The organism is Pseudomonas koreensis, from assembly GCF_036668835.1.
Taxonomy (GTDB): domain Bacteria; phylum Pseudomonadota; class Gammaproteobacteria; order Pseudomonadales; family Pseudomonadaceae; genus Aquipseudomonas; species Aquipseudomonas koreensis_I.
Genome location: NZ_JAZEVW010000013.1, coordinates 1 through 21094, shown reverse-complemented (window position 1 = coordinate 21094; position 21094 = coordinate 1). Strand labels below are relative to the sequence as shown.

Here is a 21094-nt window from a genome sequence, read left to right as displayed (position 1 = left end):
CAGAGCGTTACACGACTAAGACCGAGTCTTAGCCGAGGCTGATCTGCACTTCCACACCGGCCGCAAGATCAAGCTTCATAAGAGCATCAACGGTTTTATCCGTTGGCTGGACGATATCCAGAACGCGCTTATGAGTGCGGATCTCGTACTGGTCACGCGCGTCTTTGTTGACGTGCGGGGAAACCAGAACGGTGAACCGCTCTTTACGGGTAGGCAGTGGAATTGGACCACGCACTTGAGCACCAGTACGTTTCGCGGTTTCCACGATTTCCTGGGTTGATTGGTCGATCAGGCGATGGTCAAAAGCCTTCAACCTGATACGGATTTGCTGATTTTGCATTGGATTTCAGACTCCGGCTGCTATTCCCACCGGGCGCAATACGCCCGTTAAAAGGAGGCGCAATTCTATAGACGCCCCCGATAGGTGTCAACCCAATAAAAAAGCCCCCGCTGAGCGGGGGCTTTTTCAATCCATCAAGCTGACTTTAAATAAGTCTTACTCGATGATTTTGGCTACGACGCCGGCGCCGACGGTACGACCGCCTTCACGGATAGCGAAACGCAGACCGTCTTCCATCGCGATGGTTTTGATCAGGGTAACAGTCATCTGAATGTTGTCACCCGGCATTACCATTTCAACGCCTTCTGGCAGCTCGCAGTTACCAGTCACGTCAGTAGTACGGAAGTAGAACTGTGGACGGTAGCCTTTGAAGAACGGAGTGTGACGACCGCCTTCTTCCTTGCTCAGAACGTAAACTTCTGCGGTGAACTTGGTGTGCGGCTTGACCGAACCTGGCTTGACCAGAACCTGACCACGCTCAACGTCGTCACGCTTGGTACCACGCAGCAGAACGCCGCAGTTCTCGCCAGCACGACCTTCGTCGAGCAGTTTGCGGAACATCTCAACACCGGTGCAGGTGGTGGTGGTGGTGTCACGCAGACCAACGATTTCCAGAGCGTCCTGAACGCGAACGATACCGCGCTCGATACGACCAGTCACAACAGTACCGCGACCCGAGATCGAGAACACGTCTTCGATTGGCATCAGGAATGGCTTGTCGATCATACGAACTGGTTCTGGGATGTAGGTATCCAGAGTTTCAACCAGTTTACGAACGGCAGTGGTGCCCATTTCGTTGTCGTCTTTGCCTTCCAGCGCCATACGAGCCGAACCGATGATGATCGGAGTGTCGTCACCCGGGAAGTCGTAGGTCGACAGCAGGTCACGAACTTCCATCTCAACCAGTTCCAGCAGCTCAGCGTCGTCTACCAGGTCAGCCTTGTTCAGGAAAACCACGATGTACGGAACGCCTACCTGACGGGACAGCAGGATGTGCTCACGGGTTTGTGGCATCGGACCATCGGCGGCCGAGCAAACCAGGATCGCGCCGTCCATCTGGGCAGCACCGGTGATCATGTTCTTCACGTAGTCAGCGTGACCTGGGCAGTCAACGTGAGCGTAGTGACGAATAGTCGAGTTGTACTCAACGTGAGCGGTGTTGATGGTGATACCGCGAGCTTTTTCTTCTGGAGCGCTGTCGATCTTGTCGAATTCAACGACGGCCGAACCGAAAACCTCGGAGCAGACGCGAGTCAGAGCAGCGGTCAGAGTGGTTTTACCGTGGTCAACGTGACCAATGGTGCCAACGTTGACGTGCGGTAGGGAACGATCAAATTTTTCTTTAGCCACGACAATTAACTCCTAGCCTAAAGGGGCTGAATCAGCCTTGTTTTTTGGTTACGGATTCGACGATGTGCGACGGAGCCGTATCGTATTTTTTGAATTCCATAGAGTAGCTTGCGCGACCCTGGGACATGGAACGAACGTCGGTCGCATAACCGAACATCTCACCCAGTGGAACCTCGGCACGGATAACCTTGCCGGACACTGTGTCTTCCATACCCTGGATCATGCCGCGACGACGGTTAAGGTCGCCCATCACATCACCCATATAGTCTTCAGGCGTAACAACTTCTACAGCCATGATCGGCTCGAGCAACTCACCACCGCCCTTCTGGGCCAGTTGCTTGGTCGCCATGGAAGCAGCCACTTTAAACGCCATCTCGTTCGAGTCGACGTCGTGGTAAGAACCATCGAACACGGTAGCCTTCAGGCCGATCAGCGGATAGCCGGCAACAACGCCGTTCTTCATCTGCTCTTCGATACCCTTCTGGATAGCCGGGATGTATTCCTTAGGAACCACACCACCTACAACTTCGTTCACGAATTGCAGACCTTCCTGACCTTCGTCAGCAGGAGCAAAACGGATCCAGCAGTGACCGAACTGGCCGCGACCACCGGACTGACGAACGAACTTGCCTTCGATTTCACAGTTCTTCGTGATGCGCTCACGATACGAAACCTGAGGCTTGCCGATGTTGGCTTCGACGTTGAACTCACGGCGCATCCGGTCAACCAGGATGTCCAGGTGCAGCTCGCCCATGCCGGAGATGATCGTCTGACCAGTCTCTTCATCAGTTTTAACGCGGAAAGACGGGTCTTCCTGAGCAAGTTTGCCCAGAGCGATACCCATTTTTTCCTGGTCGTCCTTGGTCTTGGGCTCTACGGCAACCGAAATAACCGGCTCCGGGAAGTCCATGCGAACCAGGATGATTGGCTTGTCAGCGTTGCAGAGGGTTTCACCAGTGGTGACGTCCTTCATGCCGATCAGGGCCGCGATGTCGCCAGCGCGCACTTCCTTGATCTCTTCACGGGCGTTTGCGTGCATTTGCACCATACGACCCACACGCTCTTTCTTGCCCTTGACCGAGTTGATCACGCCGTCGCCGGAGTTCAACACGCCCGAGTAAACGCGAACGAAGGTCAGAGTACCTACGAATGGGTCGGTAGCAATCTTGAACGCCAGAGCAGCAAACGGCTCGTCATCGCTTGCGTGACGCTCCATTTCCTCTTCCTCGTTATCAGGGTTGGAACCCTTGATCGCAGGAATGTCGGTCGGAGCAGGCAGGTAATCGATAACGGCGTCGAGAACCAGGGGAACACCCTTGTTCTTGAACGAAGAACCGCAAACGGCCAGAACGATTTCGCCGGCGATAGTACGCTGACGCAAAGCAGCCTTGATCTCTTCGATCGACAGCTCTTCGCCTTCCAGGTACTTGTTCATCAGCTCTTCGTTGGCTTCAGCGGCAGCTTCAACCATGTTGTTGCGCCACTCTTCAGCCAGCTCTTGCAGCTCGGCAGGGATGTCCTTGCGAACAGGGACCATACCCTTGTCAGAGTCGTTCCAGTAGACAGCTTGCATGTTGATCAGATCGATCTGACCCTGGAAGTTGTCTTCGGAACCGATAGCCAGCTGGATCGGCACCGGAGTGTGACCCAGACGCTGTTTGATCTGACCGATCACGCGCAGGAAGTTGGCACCGGCACGGTCCATCTTGTTTACGTAAACAAGACGTGGAACGCCGTATTTGTTGGCTTGACGCCATACGGTTTCCGACTGCGGCTCAACACCCGAAGTACCGCAGAATACAACGACAGCGCCGTCGAGTACGCGCAGGGAACGTTCAACTTCGATGGTGAAGTCTACGTGGCCCGGGGTATCGATTACGTTGAAGCGGTGTTCGTGCGGGTACTGCTTCTCGGAACCTTTCCAGAAGGCGGTAATGGCAGCAGAAGTAATGGTAATACCACGCTCCTGCTCCTGAACCATCCAGTCTGTGGTCGCGGCGCCATCATGCACCTCGCCCATTTTGTGACTTTTGCCGGTGTAAAACAGTACGCGCTCGGTGGTGGTGGTTTTACCAGCATCCACGTGAGCGACGATACCGATGTTACGGTAGCGGCTAATCGGAGTAGTACGAGCCATAAAGCCCTCGCAAAATTAGTGAAGCTAAAATTAGAAGCGGTAGTGCGAGAAAGCTTTGTTGGCTTCGGCCATACGGTGCACGTCTTCACGCTTCTTAACAGCAGCACCTTTACCTTCAGCAGCATCCAGCAGTTCGCCAGCCAAACGCAGAGCCATAGACTTCTCGCCACGCTTACGGGCGAAGTCTACCAACCAGCGCATTGCCAGAGCGTTACGACGGGAAGGACGAACCTCGACCGGAACCTGGTAAGTAGCACCACCAACGCGGCGCGACTTCACTTCGACCAGCGGAGCGATGGCGTCGAGTGCTTTTTCGAAGAGTTCCAGGGGATCGGTGCCAGCCTTACGGGCCGCAACGGTTTCCAGGGCACCATAAACGATACGCTCGGCAACGGCTTTCTTGCCGCTTTCCATAACGTGGTTCATGAATTTGGCGAGGATCTGGCTTCCGTATTTCGGATCGTCCAGAATCTCACGCTTTGCTGCTACGCGACGTCTTGGCATGATAAGCCCTCAAGCGGTCTTCAGGTTAGCTCGGGACAGATCCAGAGGATGCGTGCCCGACCTTACTCTTATCGACTCAATAAAATTAAAAACTGCAAAACGGCCGATTACTTCGGACGCTTGGTACCGTACTTCGAACGACCCTGGTTACGGCCTTTAACGCCGGAAGTATCCAAGGAGCCGCGAACGGTGTGGTAACGAACACCTGGCAAGTCTTTTACACGACCGCCGCGGATCAGTACCACGCTGTGCTCTTGCAGGTTGTGGCCTTCACCACCGATGTACGAGGAAACCTCGAAACCGTTGGTCAGACGCACACGGCATACTTTACGCAGTGCCGAGTTAGGTTTTTTCGGCGTGGTGGTGTACACACGGGTGCACACGCCACGACGTTGCGGGCAGTTCTGCAGCGCAGGTACGTCGGATTTCTCGACGATACGCTTACGCGGCTGACGTACCAGCTGGTTGATAGTTGCCATCTACTAGCTCCACTGTTGTCTTGCGACGCTATTGTCTTGCAAGAAAAGCAAAATGGCAGGAACGAATTCCCGCCAAATTTAGGGGATCAAGAGTCTAAAGAGGATCTTGTCCCCAGTCAAGGCAAGGCCCCGACCTCCCCGCCCCTCGAATCTGAACATAATGTCTCGATTCGACGAACGGAGCGATCAGGGCCTTACGCTCATTTACCGCAGAACTCAGTTACCGCTCGAGTTCAGTGCTTCGGTCAGTGCAGCTTCCACTTCACTGGCGCTTACGCGCAACGGCTTGTCTGCATCACGGCGACGCTTGCGCTCGCTGTGATAAGCCAGACCGGTACCCGCCGGGATCAGACGACCCACGACGACGTTTTCTTTCAGGCCGCGCAGGTAATCGCGCTTGCCGGTGACTGCCGCCTCGGTCAGTACACGGGTGGTTTCCTGGAAGGAAGCCGCCGAGATGAACGATTCGGTGGACAACGACGCCTTGGTGATACCCAGCAGAACGCGAGTGAACTTGGAGACAAACTTGTCTTCCGTGCTCAGACGCTCGTTCTCTACCAGAACGTGAGTCAGTTCCATCTGGTCGCCCTTGATGAAGCTGGAGTCGCCAGATTCGGAAATCTCAACTTTACGCAGCATCTGACGCAGGATGGTCTCGATGTGCTTGTCGTTGATCTTCACGCCTTGCAGACGGTAAACGTCCTGGATCTCGTTGACGATGTACTTGGCCAGCGCACTCACACCCAGCAGACGCAGGATGTCGTGTGGATCGCTCGGGCCGTCGGAGATAACTTCGCCGCGGTTGACCTGTTCGCCTTCGAACACGTTCAGGTGACGCCACTTCGGAATCAGCTCTTCGTACGGATCGCTACCGTCGTTCGGGGTAATGACCAGACGGCGCTTGCCCTTGGTCTCTTTACCGAACGCGATGGTGCCACTGACTTCAGCCAGAATCGACGCCTCTTTCGGACGACGGGCTTCGAACAGGTCGGCAACACGCGGCAGACCACCGGTGATGTCACGGGTCTTCGAAGTTTCTTGCGGGATACGAGCGATAACATCACCGATCGCAATCTTCGCACCGTCCGCCACACCGACCAGGGCGTTGGCTGGCAGGAAGTACTGAGCGATAACGTCAGTGCCTGGCAGCAACAGATCCTTGCCGTTGTCGTCGACCATCTTCACTGCAGGACGGATTTCCTTGCCGGCAGCTGGACGATCTTTAGCGTCGAGTACTTCAATGTTGGTCATACCGGTCAATTCGTCAGTCTGACGCTTGATCGTGATGCCTTCTTCCATGCCCACGTAGGTCACGGTACCTTTCATTTCGGTAACGATCGGGTGAGTGTGCGGATCCCACTTGGCCACGATTGCGCCAGCGTCGACCTTGTCACCTTCTTTAACCGAAATCACGGCACCGTACGGCAGCTTGTAACGCTCGCGCTCACGACCGAAGTCATCAGCGATCGCCAGCTCACCGGAACGGGACACAGCTACCAAGTGGCCATCCACTCGCTCAACGTGCTTCAGATTGTGCAGACGGACGGTACCGCCATTCTTCACCTGAACGCTGTCGGCTGCGGAAGTACGGCTTGCCGCACCACCAATGTGGAACGTACGCATGGTCAGCTGGGTACCCGGTTCACCGATGGACTGGGCAGCGATAACGCCGACCGCTTCACCGATATTCACCTGGTGACCACGAGCCAGATCACGGCCGTAGCACTTGGCGCAAATGCCATAGCGGGTTTCGCAGCTGATCGGCGAACGCACGATCACTTCGTCGATGCTGTTCAGCTCGATGAACTCGACCCACTTTTCATCTACCAGGGTGCCGGCAGGAACGATAACGTCCTCGGTACCTGGCTTGAACACGTCACGGGCAATAACACGACCCAATACGCGCTCACCCAGCGGCTCTACAACGTCACCGCCTTCAATGTGCGGAGTCATCAGCAGACCGTGCTCGGTGCCGCAATCGATCTCGGTTACTACCAGATCCTGCGCCACGTCTACCAGACGACGAGTCAGGTAACCGGAGTTCGCGGTTTTCAACGCGGTATCCGCCAGACCTTTACGAGCACCGTGAGTGGAGATGAAGTACTGAAGTACGCTCAAACCTTCACGGAAGTTCGCAGTAATCGGCGTTTCAATGATGGAACCGTCCGGCTTGGCCATCAGACCACGCATACCGGCCAGCTGACGAATCTGTGCTGCGGAACCCCGCGCACCCGAGTCGGCCATCATGTACATCGAGTTGAAAGACTCTTGATCGACTTCAACGCCGTGACGGTCGATAACCTTCTCTTTCGAGAGGTTGGCCATCATTGCCTTGGAAACTTCGTCGTTCGCTTTCGACCAGAGGTCGATCACTTTGTTGTACTTCTCGCCCTGGGTTACCAGGCCGGAGGCGTACTGGCTCTCGATCTCTTTCACTTCGTCGGTGGCAGCACCGATGATGCGGGCTTTCTCGTCCGGGATAACGAAGTCGTTAACACCGATGGAAACGCCGGAGATGGTCGAGTAAGCGAAACCGGTGTACATCAACTGGTCAGCAAAGATAACGGTCTCTTTCAAACCAACCACGCGGTAGCACTGGTTGATCAGTTTGGAGATCGCCTTTTTCTTCATCGGCAGGTTGACGACGTCGTACGACAGACCTTTTGGCACAACCTGGAACAGCAGCGCACGGCCGACAGTGGTGTCGACGATACGGGTACCGCTCACGCTGTTGCCGTCACGGTCGTTGACGGTTTCGTTGATACGAACCTTGACCTTGGCGTGCAGTGCGGCTTCGCCGGCACGGAATACACGGTCAACTTCCTGCAGATCCGCGAACACACGACCTTCGCCTTTGGCGTTGATCGCTTCACGAGTCATGTAGTACAGACCCAATACAACGTCCTGCGATGGAACGATGATTGGCTCACCGTTGGCTGGCGACAGAATGTTGTTGGTCGACATCATCAACGCACGCGCTTCCAACTGGGCTTCCAGTGTCAGCGGTACGTGCACGGCCATTTGGTCGCCGTCAAAGTCGGCGTTGTACGCGGCGCAGACCAGCGGGTGCAGCTGGATAGCCTTGCCTTCGATCAGTACCGGTTCAAACGCCTGGATACCCAGACGGTGAAGGGTCGGTGCACGGTTGAGCAGGACCGGGTGTTCGCGAATCACTTCAGCGAGAACGTCCCAAACCTCTGGTAGCTCGCGCTCGACCATTTTCTTGGCCGCTTTGATGGTGGTCGCCAGACCGCGCATTTCCAGCTTGCCGAAAATGAACGGCTTGAACAGCTCGAGAGCCATTTTCTTCGGCAAACCGCACTGGTGCAGACGCAGGGTCGGGCCTACGGTAATAACCGAACGACCGGAGTAGTCAACACGCTTACCGAGCAAGTTCTGACGGAAACGACCCTGCTTACCCTTGATCATGTCAGCCAGGGATTTCAGAGGACGCTTGTTCGAACCGGTGATAGCGCGGCCACGACGACCGTTGTCGAGCAGTGCATCGACAGCTTCCTGCAACATACGCTTTTCGTTGCGCACGATGATGTCCGGTGCGGACAGATCCAGCAGGCGCTTCAAACGGTTGTTACGGTTGATCACTCGACGATACAGATCGTTGAGGTCGGAAGTCGCGAAACGACCGCCATCCAGCGGGACCAGTGGACGCAGATCTGGCGGCAGAACCGGCAGAACGGTCAGCACCATCCACTCTGGCAGGTTGCCGGAACCCTGGAAGGCTTCCATCAACTTCAGACGCTTGGACAGCTTCTTGATCTTGGTTTCGGAGTTGGTTTGCGGAATTTCTTCGCGCAGGCGGCCAATCTCGTGCTCCAGGTCGATAGCGTGCAGCAGTTCGCGGACAGCTTCAGCACCCATGCGGGCGTCAAAGTCGTCACCGAACTCTTCCAGCGCTTCGAAGTACTGCTCGTCGTTCAGCAGCTGACCTTTTTCAAGGGTGGTCATGCCTGGATCGATAACGACATAGCTCTCGAAGTAGAGAACGCGTTCGATATCACGCAGGGTCATGTCCATCAGCAAGCCGATACGCGACGGCAGCGATTTCAGGAACCAGATGTGGGCAACCGGCGAAGCCAGTTCGATGTGAGCCATGCGCTCACGACGAACCTTGGCCAGTGCAACTTCAACGCCGCACTTCTCGCAGATCACACCACGGTGCTTCAAGCGCTTGTACTTACCGCACAGGCACTCGTAATCCTTTACCGGGCCAAAGATCTTGGCGCAGAACAGGCCGTCACGCTCAGGTTTGAACGTACGGTAGTTGATGGTTTCCGGCTTTTTAACTTCACCGAACGACCACGAACGGATCATCTCAGGCGATGCCAATCCGATACGGATGGCGTCGAACTCTTCGACTTGACCCTGGTTTTTCAGCAAATTCAGTAGGTCTTTCAAGGCCTTTCCTCCTGGCGGAGCAGAGAGCGGGCAATCCTGCCCCGCTCTCGATTCGCGTCACGTGTTATTCGGTTTCCAGATCGATATCGATGCCGAGGGAACGAATTTCCTTGATCAACACGTTGAAGGACTCGGGCATGCCCGGCTCCATACGGTGATCGCCATCCACGATGTTCTTGTACATCTTGGTACGGCCGTTCACATCGTCCGACTTCACTGTGAGCATTTCTTGCAGAGTGTATGCAGCACCGTATGCTTCCAGTGCCCAGACCTCCATCTCCCCGAAACGCTGACCACCGAACTGTGCCTTACCACCCAGCGGCTGCTGGGTAACCAGGCTGTACGAACCGGTAGAACGCGCGTGCATCTTGTCGTCTACCAAGTGGTTCAGCTTCAGCATGTACATGTAGCCAACGGTAACTGGACGCTCGAACTTGTTGCCGGTACGGCCGTCGGTCAGCTGCATCTGGCCGCTTTCCGGCAGGTCTGCCAGCTTCAGCATGGCCTTGATTTCGCTTTCCTTGGCGCCGTCGAACACTGGAGTGGCCATTGGAACGCCGCCACGCAGGTTCTTCGCCAGATCCAGGATTTCCTGATCGGAGAAGCTGTCCAGATCTTCGTTACGACCGCCGATCTGGTTGTAGATCTCGTCCAGGAAGGTACGCAGTTCAGCGACTTTACGCTGCTCTTCGACCATCCGGTTGATCTTCTCGCCCAGACCTTTGGCCGCGAGGCCCAGGTGGGTTTCAAGGATCTGACCAACGTTCATACGCGAAGGTACGCCCAGCGGGTTGAGGACCACGTCGACCGGGGTGCCATTGGCATCGTGCGGCATGTCTTCAACCGGCATGATCACGGAGACCACACCTTTGTTACCGTGACGACCGGCCATCTTGTCGCCCGGCTGGATGCGACGACGGATTGCCAGGTAAACCTTGACGATTTTCAGCACGCCTGGAGCCAGGTCATCGCCCTGCTGCAGTTTGCGCTTCTTGTCTTCGAACTTGTCGTCCAGCAGACGGCGACGATCAACGATGTAGGCCTGAGCCTTCTCGAGCTGCTCGTTCAGAGCATCTTCAGCCATGCGCAGTTTGAACCACTGGCCGTGCTCAAGACCGTCGAGCACTTCGTCGGTGATGTCCTGACCTTTCTTCAGACCGGCACCGCCTTCAGCCTTGTGGCCTACCAGAGCGGAACGCAGACGTTCGAAAGTTGCGCCTTCAACGATGCGGAACTCTTCGTTCAGATCCTTGCGGATCTCGTCCAGCTGGGACTTCTCGATCGACAGTGCACGAGCATCACGCTCAACGCCATCGCGGGTGAAGACCTGTACGTCGATGACAGTACCTTTGGTGCCGGTAGGCACGCGCAGGGAGGTGTCTTTAACGTCGCTGGCTTTTTCACCGAAGATCGCACGCAGCAGTTTTTCTTCTGGAGTCAGTTGGGTCTCGCCTTTCGGAGTGACCTTGCCCACCAGGATGTCGCCTGCGCCAACTTCAGCACCTACGTAAACGATACCGGCTTCGTCCAGCTTGTTCAGTGCAGCTTCACCCACGTTCGGGATGTCCGCAGTGATTTCCTCTGGGCCAAGCTTGGTGTCACGGGCCACGCAGGTCAGTTCCTGAATGTGGATCGTGGTGAAACGGTCTTCCTGAACCACACGCTCGGACAGGCAGATGGAGTCTTCGAAGTTGAAGCCGTTCCATGCCATGAACGCGATGCGCATGTTCTGACCCAGCGCCAATTCACCCATGTCGGTGGACGGGCCGTCGGCCATGATGTCGCTACGCTGAACGCGATCACCTTTACGCACCAGCGGACGCTGGTTGATGCAGGTGTTCTGGTTCGAGCGGGTGTATTTGGTCAGGTTGTAGATGTCGACACCAGCTTCGCCGGTTTCAACTTCGTCATCAGCAACACGAACCACGATACGGCTGGCGTCGACGGAATCGATCACGCCGCCACGACGAGCCACGACGCAAACGCCGGAGTCACGGGCTACGTTACGCTCCATGCCGGTACCTACCAGCGGCTTGTCGGCGCGCAAGGTTGGTACAGCTTGACGCTGCATGTTCGAACCCATCAACGCACGGTTGGCGTCGTCGTGCTCGAGGAACGGAATCAGCGACGCTGCAACCGAAACTACCTGCTTCGGCGAAACGTCCATCAGGGTGACTTCTTCAGGCGCCTTGACGGTGAATTCGTTCAGGTGACGTACGGCAACCAGTTCGTCGATCAGGACTTTCTGCTCGTTCATGGTCGCCGAAGCCTGCGCGATCACGTGATCGGCTTCTTCAATGGCCGACAGGAACACGATCTCGTCGGTAACCACACCCTCTTTCACCACGCGGTACGGGCTTTCCAGGAAGCCGTACTGGTTGGTGCGAGCGTACGCAGCCAGGGAGTTGATCAGACCGATGTTCGGACCTTCCGGCGTTTCAATCGGGCAGACACGACCGTAGTGAGTCGGGTGTACGTCACGGACTTCAAAGCCGGCGCGCTCACGAGTCAGACCACCAGGGCCGAGTGCAGAGACACGACGCTTGTGGGTGATCTCGGACAGCGGGTTGTTCTGGTCCATGAACTGCGAGAGCTGGCTGGAACCGAAGAACTCTTTCACCGCCGCAGCCACTGGCTTGGCGTTGATCAGGTCTTGCGGCATCAGGCCTTCGCTTTCGGCCATCGACAGACGCTCTTTGACCGCACGCTCAACACGCACCAGGCCAACGCGGAACTGGTTCTCGGCCATTTCGCCTACGCAGCGAACACGACGGTTACCCAGGTGGTCGATGTCATCGACGATGCCTTTACCGTTGCGGATGTCGACCAGAGTCTTCAGTACCGCGACGATGTCTTCCTTGCACAGCACGCCCGAACCTTCGATCTCGGTACGACCGATACGACGGTTGAACTTCATCCGGCCGACCGCAGAGAGGTCATAGCGCTCAGGACTGAAGAACAGGTTGTTGAACAGGGTTTCGGCAGCGTCTTTGGTTGGCGGCTCGCCTGGACGCATCATGCGATAGATCTCGACCAGCGCTTCCAATTGGTTGCTGGTGGAGTCGATCTTCAGCGTGTCGGAGACGAACGGACCGCAGTCGATGTCGTTGGTGTAAAGAGTCTCGATGCGTACAACGCCGGCCTTGGCAATTTTTGCCAGGACTTCGGTGTTCAGCTCGGTGTTGCACTCAGCCAGGATTTCGCCGGTAGCCGGGTGCACGATGACCTTGGCGGTAGTGCGACCCAGGACGTAGTCCAGTGGCACTTCCAGCGTCTTGATACCGGCTTTTTCGATCTGGTTGATGTGGCGCGCGGTAATACGGCGGCCTGCTTCAACGATGACCTTGCCCTTCTCGTCCTGGATGTCCAGAACTGCGATTTCACCACGCAGGCGCGACGGCACCAGTTCCAGGCTGAGGGTTTCACCGCTCAGGTGGAAAACGTTGGTGGTGTAGAACGCGTCGAGCACTTCTTCAGTGGTATAGCCGAGCGCACGCAGCAGCACGGATGCTGGCAACTTGCGACGACGGTCGATACGCACGAACACGCAGTCTTTCGGGTCGAACTCGAAGTCCAGCCACGAGCCGCGGTAAGGAATGATGCGCGCGGAGTACAGCAGTTTGCCGGAGCTATGCGTCTTGCCGCGGTCGTGGTCGAAGAACACGCCCGGGGAACGGTGCAGCTGGGAAACGATTACACGCTCGGTACCGTTGATTACGAAGGTACCGTTCTCAGTCATCAGGGGAATTTCACCCATGTAGACTTCTTGCTCTTTGATGTCCTTGATCGCTTTGTTCGACGATTCTTTGTCGAAAATGATCAGGCGCACTTTTACCCGCAAAGGTACGGCGAAAGTTACACCGCGCAATACGCATTCTTTGACATCAAATGCCGGTTCGCCCAGACGATAACCGACGTACTCCAGCGCAGCATTGCCGGAGTAGCTGATGATCGGGAAAACGGATTTGAAGGCCGCATGCAGGCCCACGTCGCGGAACTGATCTTTAGTCGCTCCCGCTTGCAAGAATTCACGATACGAATCCAGCTGGATGGCCAGGAGGTAAGGCACATCCATGACGTCCGGCAACTTGCTAAAGTCCTTGCGGATACGTTTTTTCTCAGTATATGAGTAAGCCATCAGCGTTCCCCAGCTTGGTCACCTGCTTGTTTGGCCCCTCCCGACGGGAGCAGCCAGAAAATCGTGCAAACCCCATGGTTTGCGCCACCGCATCGGGTGGTTACAGCGCCTTTATCGGCACCGACCCAGTCGGCTGCCAATAACGGAAAAAGGCCGGTGGCAAGAGCCACCAGCCATCAGCCTGTCGCTTGACGCTCGGGCTGGAGGAGCAAAGTCGATGCTTACTTCAGCTCGACTTTAGCGCCTGCTTCTTCCAGCTTCTTCTTGGCGTCTTCAGCCGCTTCTTTCGAAACGCCTTCAGCTACAACCTGAGGAGCGCCGTCTACTTTCTCTTTGGCTTCTTTCAGGCCCAGACCGGTCAGTTCACGAACTGCCTTGATCACGTTAACCTTCTTCTCGCCAGCTTCCAGCAGAACAACGTTGAACTCGGTTTGCTCTTCAACAACAGCGGCAGCAGCAGCTGGACCAGCCGAAGCGGCAGCAGCGGTAACACCGAAGGTTTCTTCCATCGCTTTGATCAGCTCAACGATTTCCACTACGGATTTCTGGCCGATTGCTTCGATGATTTGTTCGTTAGTCAGAGACATGACTCAATTCCTGAATTGGGGGACGGCCTACGCGACCATCGAAATAAACAAAAAACGCGAGAAGTTGACGAGCCTTAGGCTGCGACAGCTTCTTTCTGGTCGCGAATTGCCGCCAGAGTACGAGCCAATTTGCTGGTAGCGCCTTGAATCACGCTCATCAGCTGGGAAATTGCTTCGTCACGGGTCGGCAGAGTTGCCAGTACGTCGATCTGATTAGCTGCGAGGAACTTGCCCTCGAACGCAGCTGCCTTGATCTCGAACTTGTCCTGACCCTTGGCAAACTCTTTGAAGATACGGGCAGCAGCGCCCGGATGTTCGTTGGAGAATGCAATCAGGGTCGGGCCGGTGAACACGTCGTTGAGGACACTGTATTGAGTGTCAGCAACAGCGCGCTTGAGCAGGGTGTTACGTACAACACGTACGTAAACGCCAGCCTCACGAGCCTCTTTACGGAGTCCGGTCATTGCGCCTACTGTTACGCCACGTGCATCAACCACGACAGCGGACAGAGCGACTTTGGCAGCCTCGTTGACTTCAGCGACGATGGCCTTCTTGTCTTCGAGATTAATTGCCACGGGTTTAACTCCTGCTTGTTACCGTTTCATTCGATCGAAACCGAATGTCGTTTTGGTGTCTGATTCGGTAAGGAACCGGGAGCACCATCTGCGTAGGCTGATGGTTTAAGACTTGCGTCGCCTACGGTCTTGGATAGCCCCCGCCAGGCAGGGACCCCAATTTTTTCAATTGACGCGATCTCTCGCGCCAATCTGTGTCTTACGCGTCCAGCGAGCTCTGGTCGATGACCAGACCTGGGCCCATAGTGGTGCTCAGGGTGACGCGCTTGACGTAGATACCTTTCGAGGAAGCTGGCTTGATACGCTTCAGGTCAGCGATCAGGGCTTCAACGTTTTCCTTCAGCTTGACGGCATCGAAACCGATCTTGCCAACGGAGGTGTGGATGATGCCGTTTTTGTCGGTGCGATAACGAACCTGACCAGCCTTGGCGTTTTTAACCGCGGTAGCTACGTCTGGAGTTACAGTACCAACTTTAGGGTTAGGCATCAGACCACGTGGACCGAGGATCTGACCCAACTGACCGACAACGCGCATGGCATCCGGGGATGCGATCACTACGTCATAGTTCAGGTCGCCGCCTTTCATTTCGGCAGCCAGGTCGTCCATACCTACACGGTCAGCGCCGGCAGCCAAAGCGGCCTCAGCAGCTGGACCCTGGGTGAACACAGCAACGCGAACAGTCTTGCCAGTGCCGTGTGGCAGCACGGTAGCGCTACGAACAACCTGGTCGGATTTACGCGGGTCTACACCCAGGTTTACAGCAACGTCGAACGACTCGCTGAACTTGACAGTCGACAGCTCAGCCAGCAGAGCAGCGGCGTCTACAATGTTGTAGGCCTTGCCTGCTTCGATTTTGCCGGCGATAGCCTTTTGACGCTTGGTCAGCTTAGCCATTACACACCCTCCACGTTAAGGCCCATGCTACGAGCAGAACCGGCGATAGTACGCACGGCTGCATCCATATCAGCTGCAGTCAGATCCGCGTTTTTGGTTTTCGCGATTTCTTCCAGCTGAGCACGGGTAACGGTGCCAACCTTAACGGTGTTCGGACGAGCGGAGCCGCTGGTCAGACCGGCCGCCTTCTTCAGCAGAACCGAAGCAGGGGTGGATTTGGTTTCGAAAGTGAAGCTGCGGTCGCTGTAGACAGTGATGATCACTGGAGTCGGCAGACCTGGCTCAAGACCCTGAGTACGGGCGTTGAAGGCCTTGCAGAATTCCATGATGTTCACGCCGTGCTGACCCAGAGCAGGACCAACAGGTGGGCTTGGGTTAGCCTGAGCGGCCTTCACTTGCAGCTTGATGTAAGCGGTAATCTTCTTGGCCATGAGGCACTCCAATTACGGGTTCGAACGCCTCGAAAGGCTCCCCGGTTACTTGCGCGTTTATCCCAGTGACGACAAAACCCCACAGCCTAGGGCTGCGGGGTTGGGATTGCTTGCCCAGTTAGACCTTTTCGACCTGACTGAACTCGAGCTCCACCGGAGTAGAGCGACCGAAAATGAGCACTGCGACCTGGATCCGGCTCTTTTCGTAGTTAACTTCTTCGACGACGCCATTGAAATCAGCGAATGGACCGTCATTGACGCGGACCGTCTCACCTGGCTCAAACAGAGTCTTAGGCTTCGGCTTGTCGCTACCATCAGCGACGCGACGCAGAATCGCTTCTGCCTCTTTATCAGTGATGGGTGCAGGCTTGTCAGCAGTACCGCCGATAAAGCCCATCACCCGAGGAGTATCCTTGACCAAGTGCCAAGTACCCTCGTTCATATCCATCTGGACCAGCACATAACCAGGGAAGAACTTGCGTTCGCTTTTGCGCTTCTGGCCATTACGCATTTCAACCACTTCTTCAGTGGGAACCAGAATCTCGCCGAAGCCATCTTCCATGCCAGCCAGCTTTACGCGCTCGATGAGCGAGCGCATCACATGCTTCTCGTAACCCGAGTAAGCATGCACAACATACCAACGCTTAGCCACGGGACACCCTTAGCCGACAATCAAGGAAACAAGCCAGCCGAGCAGGGAATCCAGACCCCACAGCAGCAACGCCATAACCAGAACAACAGCCACCACAATCAGCGTGGTCTGCGTGGTTTCTTGGCGAGTTGGCCACACGACTTTACGAATCTCGGTGCGAGCTTCCTTAACCAGTACAAAGAAAGACTTGCCCTTCGCAGTCTGCAGGCCTACAAAGGCAGCTACAGCAGCGATGACAAGCAAAGCGAGTACACGGTACAGGATCGGCGAAGCAGAGTAATACTGATTGCCAACAACGCCAACAACCACCAAAGCGACAACTAGAAGCCACTTGAGCAGATCGAAGCGAGAGCCTTGAGCTTCAGCTTTAGGAGTCATCTATGAAGATCCTGTGAAAAGAAAGCCAGACACACTGAGTGAATCTGGCAGGTCAGGAGGGAATCGAACCCCCAACCTACGGTTTTGGAGACCGTCGCTCTGCCAATTGAGCTACTGACCTAAAACAAAATCAGGCCGACCATTATGCCGGCCCGAAAAATACATTACAACTACTTACTCGATGATTTTGGCTACGACGCCGGCGCCGACGGTACGACCGCCTTCACGGATAGCGAAACGCAGACCGTCTTCCATCGCGATGGTTTTGATCAGGGTAACAGTCATCTGAATGTTGTCACCCGGCATTACCATTTCAACGCCTTCTGGCAGCTCGCAGTTACCAGTCACGTCAGTAGTACGGAAGTAGAACTGTGGACGGTAGCCTTTGAAGAACGGAGTGTGACGACCGCCTTCTTCCTTGCTCAGAACGTAAACTTCTGCGGTGAACTTGGTGTGCGGCTTGACCGAACCTGGCTTGACCAGAACCTGACCACGCTCAACGTCGTCACGCTTGGTACCACGCAGCAGAACGCCGCAGTTCTCGCCAGCACGACCTTCGTCGAGCAGTTTGCGGAACATTTCAACACCGGTGCAAGTAGTAACGGTGGTGTCACGCAGACCAACGATTTCCAGCGGATCCTGAACGCGAACGATACCGCGCTCGATACGACCAGTCACAACAGTACCGCGACCCGAGATCGAGAATACGTCTTCGATTGGCATCAGGAATGGCTTGTCGATCATACGAACTGGTTCTGGGATGTAGGTATCCAGGGTTTCAACCAGTTTACGAACGGCAGTGGTGCCCATTTCGTTGTCGTCTTTGCCTTCCAGCGCCATACGAGCCGAACCGATGATGATCGGAGTGTCGTCGCCTGGGAAGTCGTAGGTCGACAGCAGGTCACGAACTTCCATCTCAACCAGTTCCAGCAGCTCAGCGTCGTCTACCAGGTCAGCCTTGTTCAGGAAAACCACGATGTACGGAACGCCTACCTGACGGGACAGCAGGATGTGCTCACGGGTTTGTGGCATCGGACCATCGGCGGCCGAGCAAACCAGGATCGCGCCGTCCATCTGGGCAGCACCGGTGATCATGTTCTTCACGTAGTCAGCGTGACCTGGGCAGTCAACGTGAGCGTAGTGACGAATAGTCGAGTTGTACTCAACGTGAGCGGTGTTGATGGTGATACCGCGAGCTTTTTCTTCTGGAGCGCTGTCGATCTTGTCGAATTCAACGACGGCCGAACCGAAAACTTCGGAGCAGACGCGAGTCAGAGCAGCGGTCAGAGTGGTTTTACCGTGGTCAACGTGACCAATGGTCCCAACGTTGACGTGGGGCAGGGAACGATCAAATTTTTCCTTAGCCATCGATATAACCCTCAAACAGAAGAATTAGAAAACAATATCAACCATTAAAACAAAGGCAGATATTTTCATATCTGCCTCGTTATATGGAGCTCTTGAGCGGATTTGAACCGCTGACCTCACCCTTACCAAGGGTGTGCTCTACCAACTGAGCTACAAGAGCAAAACACTTTGCACAACCTGCAAACTTGGAGCGGGTAGCGGGAATCGAACCCGCATCATCAGCTTGGAAGGCTGAGGTTCTACCACTAAACTATACCCGCGGAGCCTGCAGCTCACGCTTAAATCTGGTGGAGGGAGAAGGATTCGAACCTTCGAAGTCGTAGACGTCAGATTTACAGTCTGATCCCTTTGGCCGCTCGGGAACCCCTCCTAATCAGGCCGGCATTCTATACTATGCCAAACCCCTGTCAAGCATTTTCTCATTTAAAAACCTGAGGTTAGCTGCATTGACATCACTCCACCTCAACCACCTCTTCAGGTCTTCGCTGTGGAGCGGGCGCCATTCTATGCAAACTATTGAACAGGTGCAACCCCCTCGCACACCATTATTTTATGTTTTAACTCATTGAATTCATTGGAAAGGTTTTGCAGCTGGAGATCACCCAGCAAACGCTGGCTCTGCGGCGCGACAGACAACCAATAACCCTCTCCCGAAACATCTTTTGACGACGACCGCACCTTGACCCCCATTTCTGCCAAACGTAGTTGAAGACGTGCAATCGACTCCTGCCGGGCAAGGCCGCCGAGGAAGAGGCAGTCTTGCTGCTGCCCCCCCCCCATATAACCGTTCGATTCACTTAGCAAACGAATGTCTTGCTGGGAACCGCGGTACAAGCTGAGAGGCGTTACATCCTTTGCCCGTAGAGGCGCCTCCTGCTGATGCCAGACATAATAAAAAACGTTCAGAACGACTAGCAGGAGGAACAACCAACGCATACAAACCTCAGGAAAAAGGACACGCCATAGCCAACCCAATAAATACCAGGTCCGGGACGACCCGAGCCTCAGGCGCAACATCCGCCACCAGTTGGGCATCACCCCCCGTTATGAAAACTGCGAAATTTTCACCCCAAGACGCGCGCGCCATTTCCAGCTGGGTCAACACAAAGCCTCGCAACATCAAGGAACAACCGCGCTCCACCGCCTCAACAGTTGTGCGTCCTGGCGCAGTGCTGGACAGCGCGCGCTCAGCCGCCTGGTCTCCATAGCGAATCTTCCGCGTATGCGTGCGCAACTGATCTCGCATCAATGGCATTCCAGGACAAATGAAGCCCCCCAGGTGCTCACCGTCGGCACCTAGGAAATCAGCAGTTACCGCTGTACCAAAATCCAGCACCAGACAAGCCTTGCCCGACGCCAAGTGAAAGCCACCCAGCATGGCAAGCCAGCGGTCGAGCCCCAGGCGCTGATAATCTTCGTAACCATTTCTGACGCCGGACATCTCCTTAGCGGAAGTGGCGCGCACAACTGAAATAGCGAACTCACGCTCAAGAACATCAACCAAGGCATCTGTTTCCTCAGTGGTCCTGACACTGACCAAGCGACACCTGCGCAGGCTAAGCCCATCAAGAGCTCTCAAGCTCTCGAGCAACGCCAGATCAGAGTCGACAACACCCTCGGCAAACAAGATGCCGAGGGCAGATTTCAATACTCGCCACTTGATGAAACTGTTTCCACAATCGAGCTCAAGAATCATCACGCAACCTCAGGCTGAGCTCACCACCACTAAAGACTTTTTCCACACCATCCACCTTCAGCCGCAGCGCACCCTGACTATCTATTCCAACTACCACGCCGTCTATCTGGCTTGAACCTGCAATCAATGATACCGAACGATCCTGCCACAGATGATTGGCTTCCCATTCCGCACGAAGCGTAGAAAAGCCTTTCAACTGATGGCGCTGGATATAGGAATTCAACTGTGCGCTCAACTCACCCACCAAAGCATTACGATCAACACTATTGCCGGACTCGAGCCGTATCGAAGTCCATTGCTGGTCGACTTCGTCAGCCTTTTGCATGTTCACGTTGACGCCAATGCCCAACACTACATGACAAACATCCGCTGGATCGCCGACGAGCTCAAGCAGGATGCCCGCGACTTTCTTGTTTGCGACCAGAACATCGTTGGGCCACTTCAACCCGGCAGACGAGACACCGAAATTTCGCAGAGCCTGCATAACAGCCAAACCCACGACGAGACTCAAGCCCTCAAGCTGGCGCATCCCGCCATCAATACGCAGGACGAGGCTGTAGTACAGATTTTCAGCAAACGGACTGACCCATTTACGACCTCTACGCCCACGGCCAGAGACCTGCCGCTCAGCGAGAACCAAAAAAGGTGCAGAAGCACCTTGCCCAATGGCGCGTAGCGCTTCAGCATTTGTCGAGTCGACTGAATCCAGCACGGTCACCGGCCACTTCGGCACTGTTGCCGAGATTTCCACCGAATCGAGCAGAGTCAATGGCGCAGCCAATTGATAGCCCCGGCCTCTAACTTTGTGGATGGACAATCCAAGCTCAGCCTCAAGGTGCTGAAGCTGCTTCCATACTGCGGTCCGGCTTATCCCCAGAGCAGCACCCAGATCCTGACCAGAATGGAATCGACCATCCCTCAGGAGATTTAACAACGTCAGCATGCAGGTCTCGCCTCACAATGAGGCCCGAATAATAGCCATGCACCGAGCCATTGCATAGAAATCAAGCGCGTAGATTTATCGCAGGCAAAACAAAACCCCAACTGCTTTCGCAATTGGGGTTTCGGAATTTAATCTTGACGATGACCTACTCTCACATGGGGAAACCCCACACTACCATCGGCGATGCATCGTTTCACTGCTGAGT

Annotated in this window: 17 protein-coding genes and 4 tRNA genes; all 21 read right to left on the bottom strand. The window is 55.3% G+C overall.

The window, feature by feature from the left end:
- Nucleotides 1–28 precede the first annotated feature (28 nt).
- The 21 genes from rpsJ to birA all read right to left on the bottom strand — a co-directional run bounded on the left by rpsJ (nucleotide 29) and on the right by birA (nucleotide 20889).
- Nucleotides 29–340, bottom strand: a complete 312-nt coding sequence (gene rpsJ, locus V6F91_RS25300; RefSeq protein ID WP_003186070.1) for a 30S ribosomal protein S10 — start codon at nucleotides 338–340, stop codon at nucleotides 29–31.
- A gap of 156 nt (nucleotides 341–496) precedes the next feature.
- Nucleotides 497–1690 carry an elongation factor Tu gene (gene tuf / locus V6F91_RS25295; protein ID WP_024014521.1) on the bottom strand — a complete coding sequence of 398 codons (1194 nt, stop codon included), beginning with the start codon at nucleotides 1688–1690 and terminating at the stop codon, nucleotides 497–499.
- Between the two features lie 31 nt (nucleotides 1691–1721).
- A complete protein-coding gene (gene fusA / locus V6F91_RS25290) occupies nucleotides 1722–3827 on the bottom strand; it encodes an elongation factor G (protein WP_090286772.1) in 2106 nt (701 codons plus the stop codon).
- Nucleotides 3828–3857: 30 nt separating this feature from the next.
- Nucleotides 3858–4331 (bottom strand): 30S ribosomal protein S7, encoded by a 474-nt coding sequence (gene rpsG / locus V6F91_RS25285; protein ID WP_016772941.1) that lies wholly within the window; start codon nucleotides 4329–4331, stop codon nucleotides 3858–3860.
- Between the two features lie 107 nt (nucleotides 4332–4438).
- Nucleotides 4439–4810: a 30S ribosomal protein S12 gene (gene rpsL, locus V6F91_RS25280; protein ID WP_003186084.1), complete on the bottom strand. Its 372-nt coding sequence runs from the start codon at nucleotides 4808–4810 to the stop codon at nucleotides 4439–4441.
- A gap of 216 nt (nucleotides 4811–5026) precedes the next feature.
- Nucleotides 5027–9226, bottom strand: a complete 4200-nt coding sequence (rpoC, locus tag V6F91_RS25275; protein WP_332769295.1) for a DNA-directed RNA polymerase subunit beta' — start codon at nucleotides 9224–9226, stop codon at nucleotides 5027–5029.
- Nucleotides 9227–9290: 64 nt separating this feature from the next.
- Nucleotides 9291–13364, bottom strand: a complete 4074-nt coding sequence (gene rpoB / locus V6F91_RS25270; protein WP_332769293.1) for a DNA-directed RNA polymerase subunit beta — start codon at nucleotides 13362–13364, stop codon at nucleotides 9291–9293.
- 221 nt (nucleotides 13365–13585) lie between these two features.
- Complete coding sequence (gene rplL / locus V6F91_RS25265) at nucleotides 13586–13951, bottom strand: 50S ribosomal protein L7/L12 (protein ID WP_003228750.1); 366 nt, start codon at nucleotides 13949–13951, stop codon at nucleotides 13586–13588.
- 74 nt (nucleotides 13952–14025) lie between these two features.
- On the bottom strand, nucleotides 14026–14526 hold the full coding sequence (rplJ, locus tag V6F91_RS25260) for a 50S ribosomal protein L10 (RefSeq protein WP_332769291.1): 501 nt from the start codon (nucleotides 14524–14526) through the stop codon (nucleotides 14026–14028).
- 199 nt (nucleotides 14527–14725) lie between these two features.
- The gene (gene rplA, locus V6F91_RS25255) at nucleotides 14726–15421 is read right to left on the bottom strand and encodes a 50S ribosomal protein L1 (protein WP_003228754.1); all 696 of its coding nucleotides are present in this window, start codon (nucleotides 15419–15421) and stop codon (nucleotides 14726–14728) included.
- Nucleotides 15421–15852, bottom strand: coding sequence for a 50S ribosomal protein L11 (gene rplK / locus V6F91_RS25250; protein WP_003176435.1), 432 nt, complete (start codon nucleotides 15850–15852; stop codon nucleotides 15421–15423). Before rplK ends, rplA begins: the two co-directional genes overlap by 1 nt.
- 118 nt (nucleotides 15853–15970) lie before the next feature.
- A complete protein-coding gene (gene nusG / locus V6F91_RS25245) occupies nucleotides 15971–16504 on the bottom strand; it encodes a transcription termination/antitermination protein NusG (protein WP_007957598.1) in 534 nt (177 codons plus the stop codon).
- A gap of 9 nt (nucleotides 16505–16513) precedes the next feature.
- Nucleotides 16514–16882, bottom strand: coding sequence for a preprotein translocase subunit SecE (gene secE / locus V6F91_RS25240; protein ID WP_332769287.1), 369 nt, complete (start codon nucleotides 16880–16882; stop codon nucleotides 16514–16516).
- Nucleotides 16883–16927: 45 nt separating this feature from the next.
- A tRNA-Trp gene (locus V6F91_RS25235) sits at nucleotides 16928–17003 on the bottom strand.
- 53 nt (nucleotides 17004–17056) lie between these two features.
- The gene (gene tuf, locus V6F91_RS25230; protein WP_103303766.1) at nucleotides 17057–18250 is read right to left on the bottom strand and encodes an elongation factor Tu; all 1194 of its coding nucleotides are present in this window, start codon (nucleotides 18248–18250) and stop codon (nucleotides 17057–17059) included.
- An 84-nt stretch (nucleotides 18251–18334) separates the two neighbouring features.
- Nucleotides 18335–18410: transfer RNA gene (locus tag V6F91_RS25225), tRNA-Thr, on the bottom strand.
- 26 nt (nucleotides 18411–18436) lie between these two features.
- A tRNA-Gly gene (locus V6F91_RS25220) sits at nucleotides 18437–18510 on the bottom strand.
- A gap of 25 nt (nucleotides 18511–18535) precedes the next feature.
- A tRNA-Tyr gene (locus V6F91_RS25215) sits at nucleotides 18536–18620 on the bottom strand.
- 143 nt (nucleotides 18621–18763) lie between these two features.
- On the bottom strand, nucleotides 18764–19186 hold the full coding sequence (locus V6F91_RS25210) for a hypothetical protein (protein WP_332769282.1): 423 nt from the start codon (nucleotides 19184–19186) through the stop codon (nucleotides 18764–18766).
- 7 nt (nucleotides 19187–19193) lie between these two features.
- Nucleotides 19194–19946 (bottom strand): pantothenate kinase, encoded by a 753-nt coding sequence (locus V6F91_RS25205; protein ID WP_332769280.1) that lies wholly within the window; start codon nucleotides 19944–19946, stop codon nucleotides 19194–19196.
- Nucleotides 19936–20889 (bottom strand): bifunctional biotin--[acetyl-CoA-carboxylase] ligase/biotin operon repressor BirA, encoded by a 954-nt coding sequence (gene birA / locus V6F91_RS25200; RefSeq protein ID WP_332769278.1) that lies wholly within the window; start codon nucleotides 20887–20889, stop codon nucleotides 19936–19938. Before birA ends, V6F91_RS25205 begins: the two co-directional genes overlap by 11 nt.
- Between the last annotated feature and the right edge of the window lie 205 nt (nucleotides 20890–21094).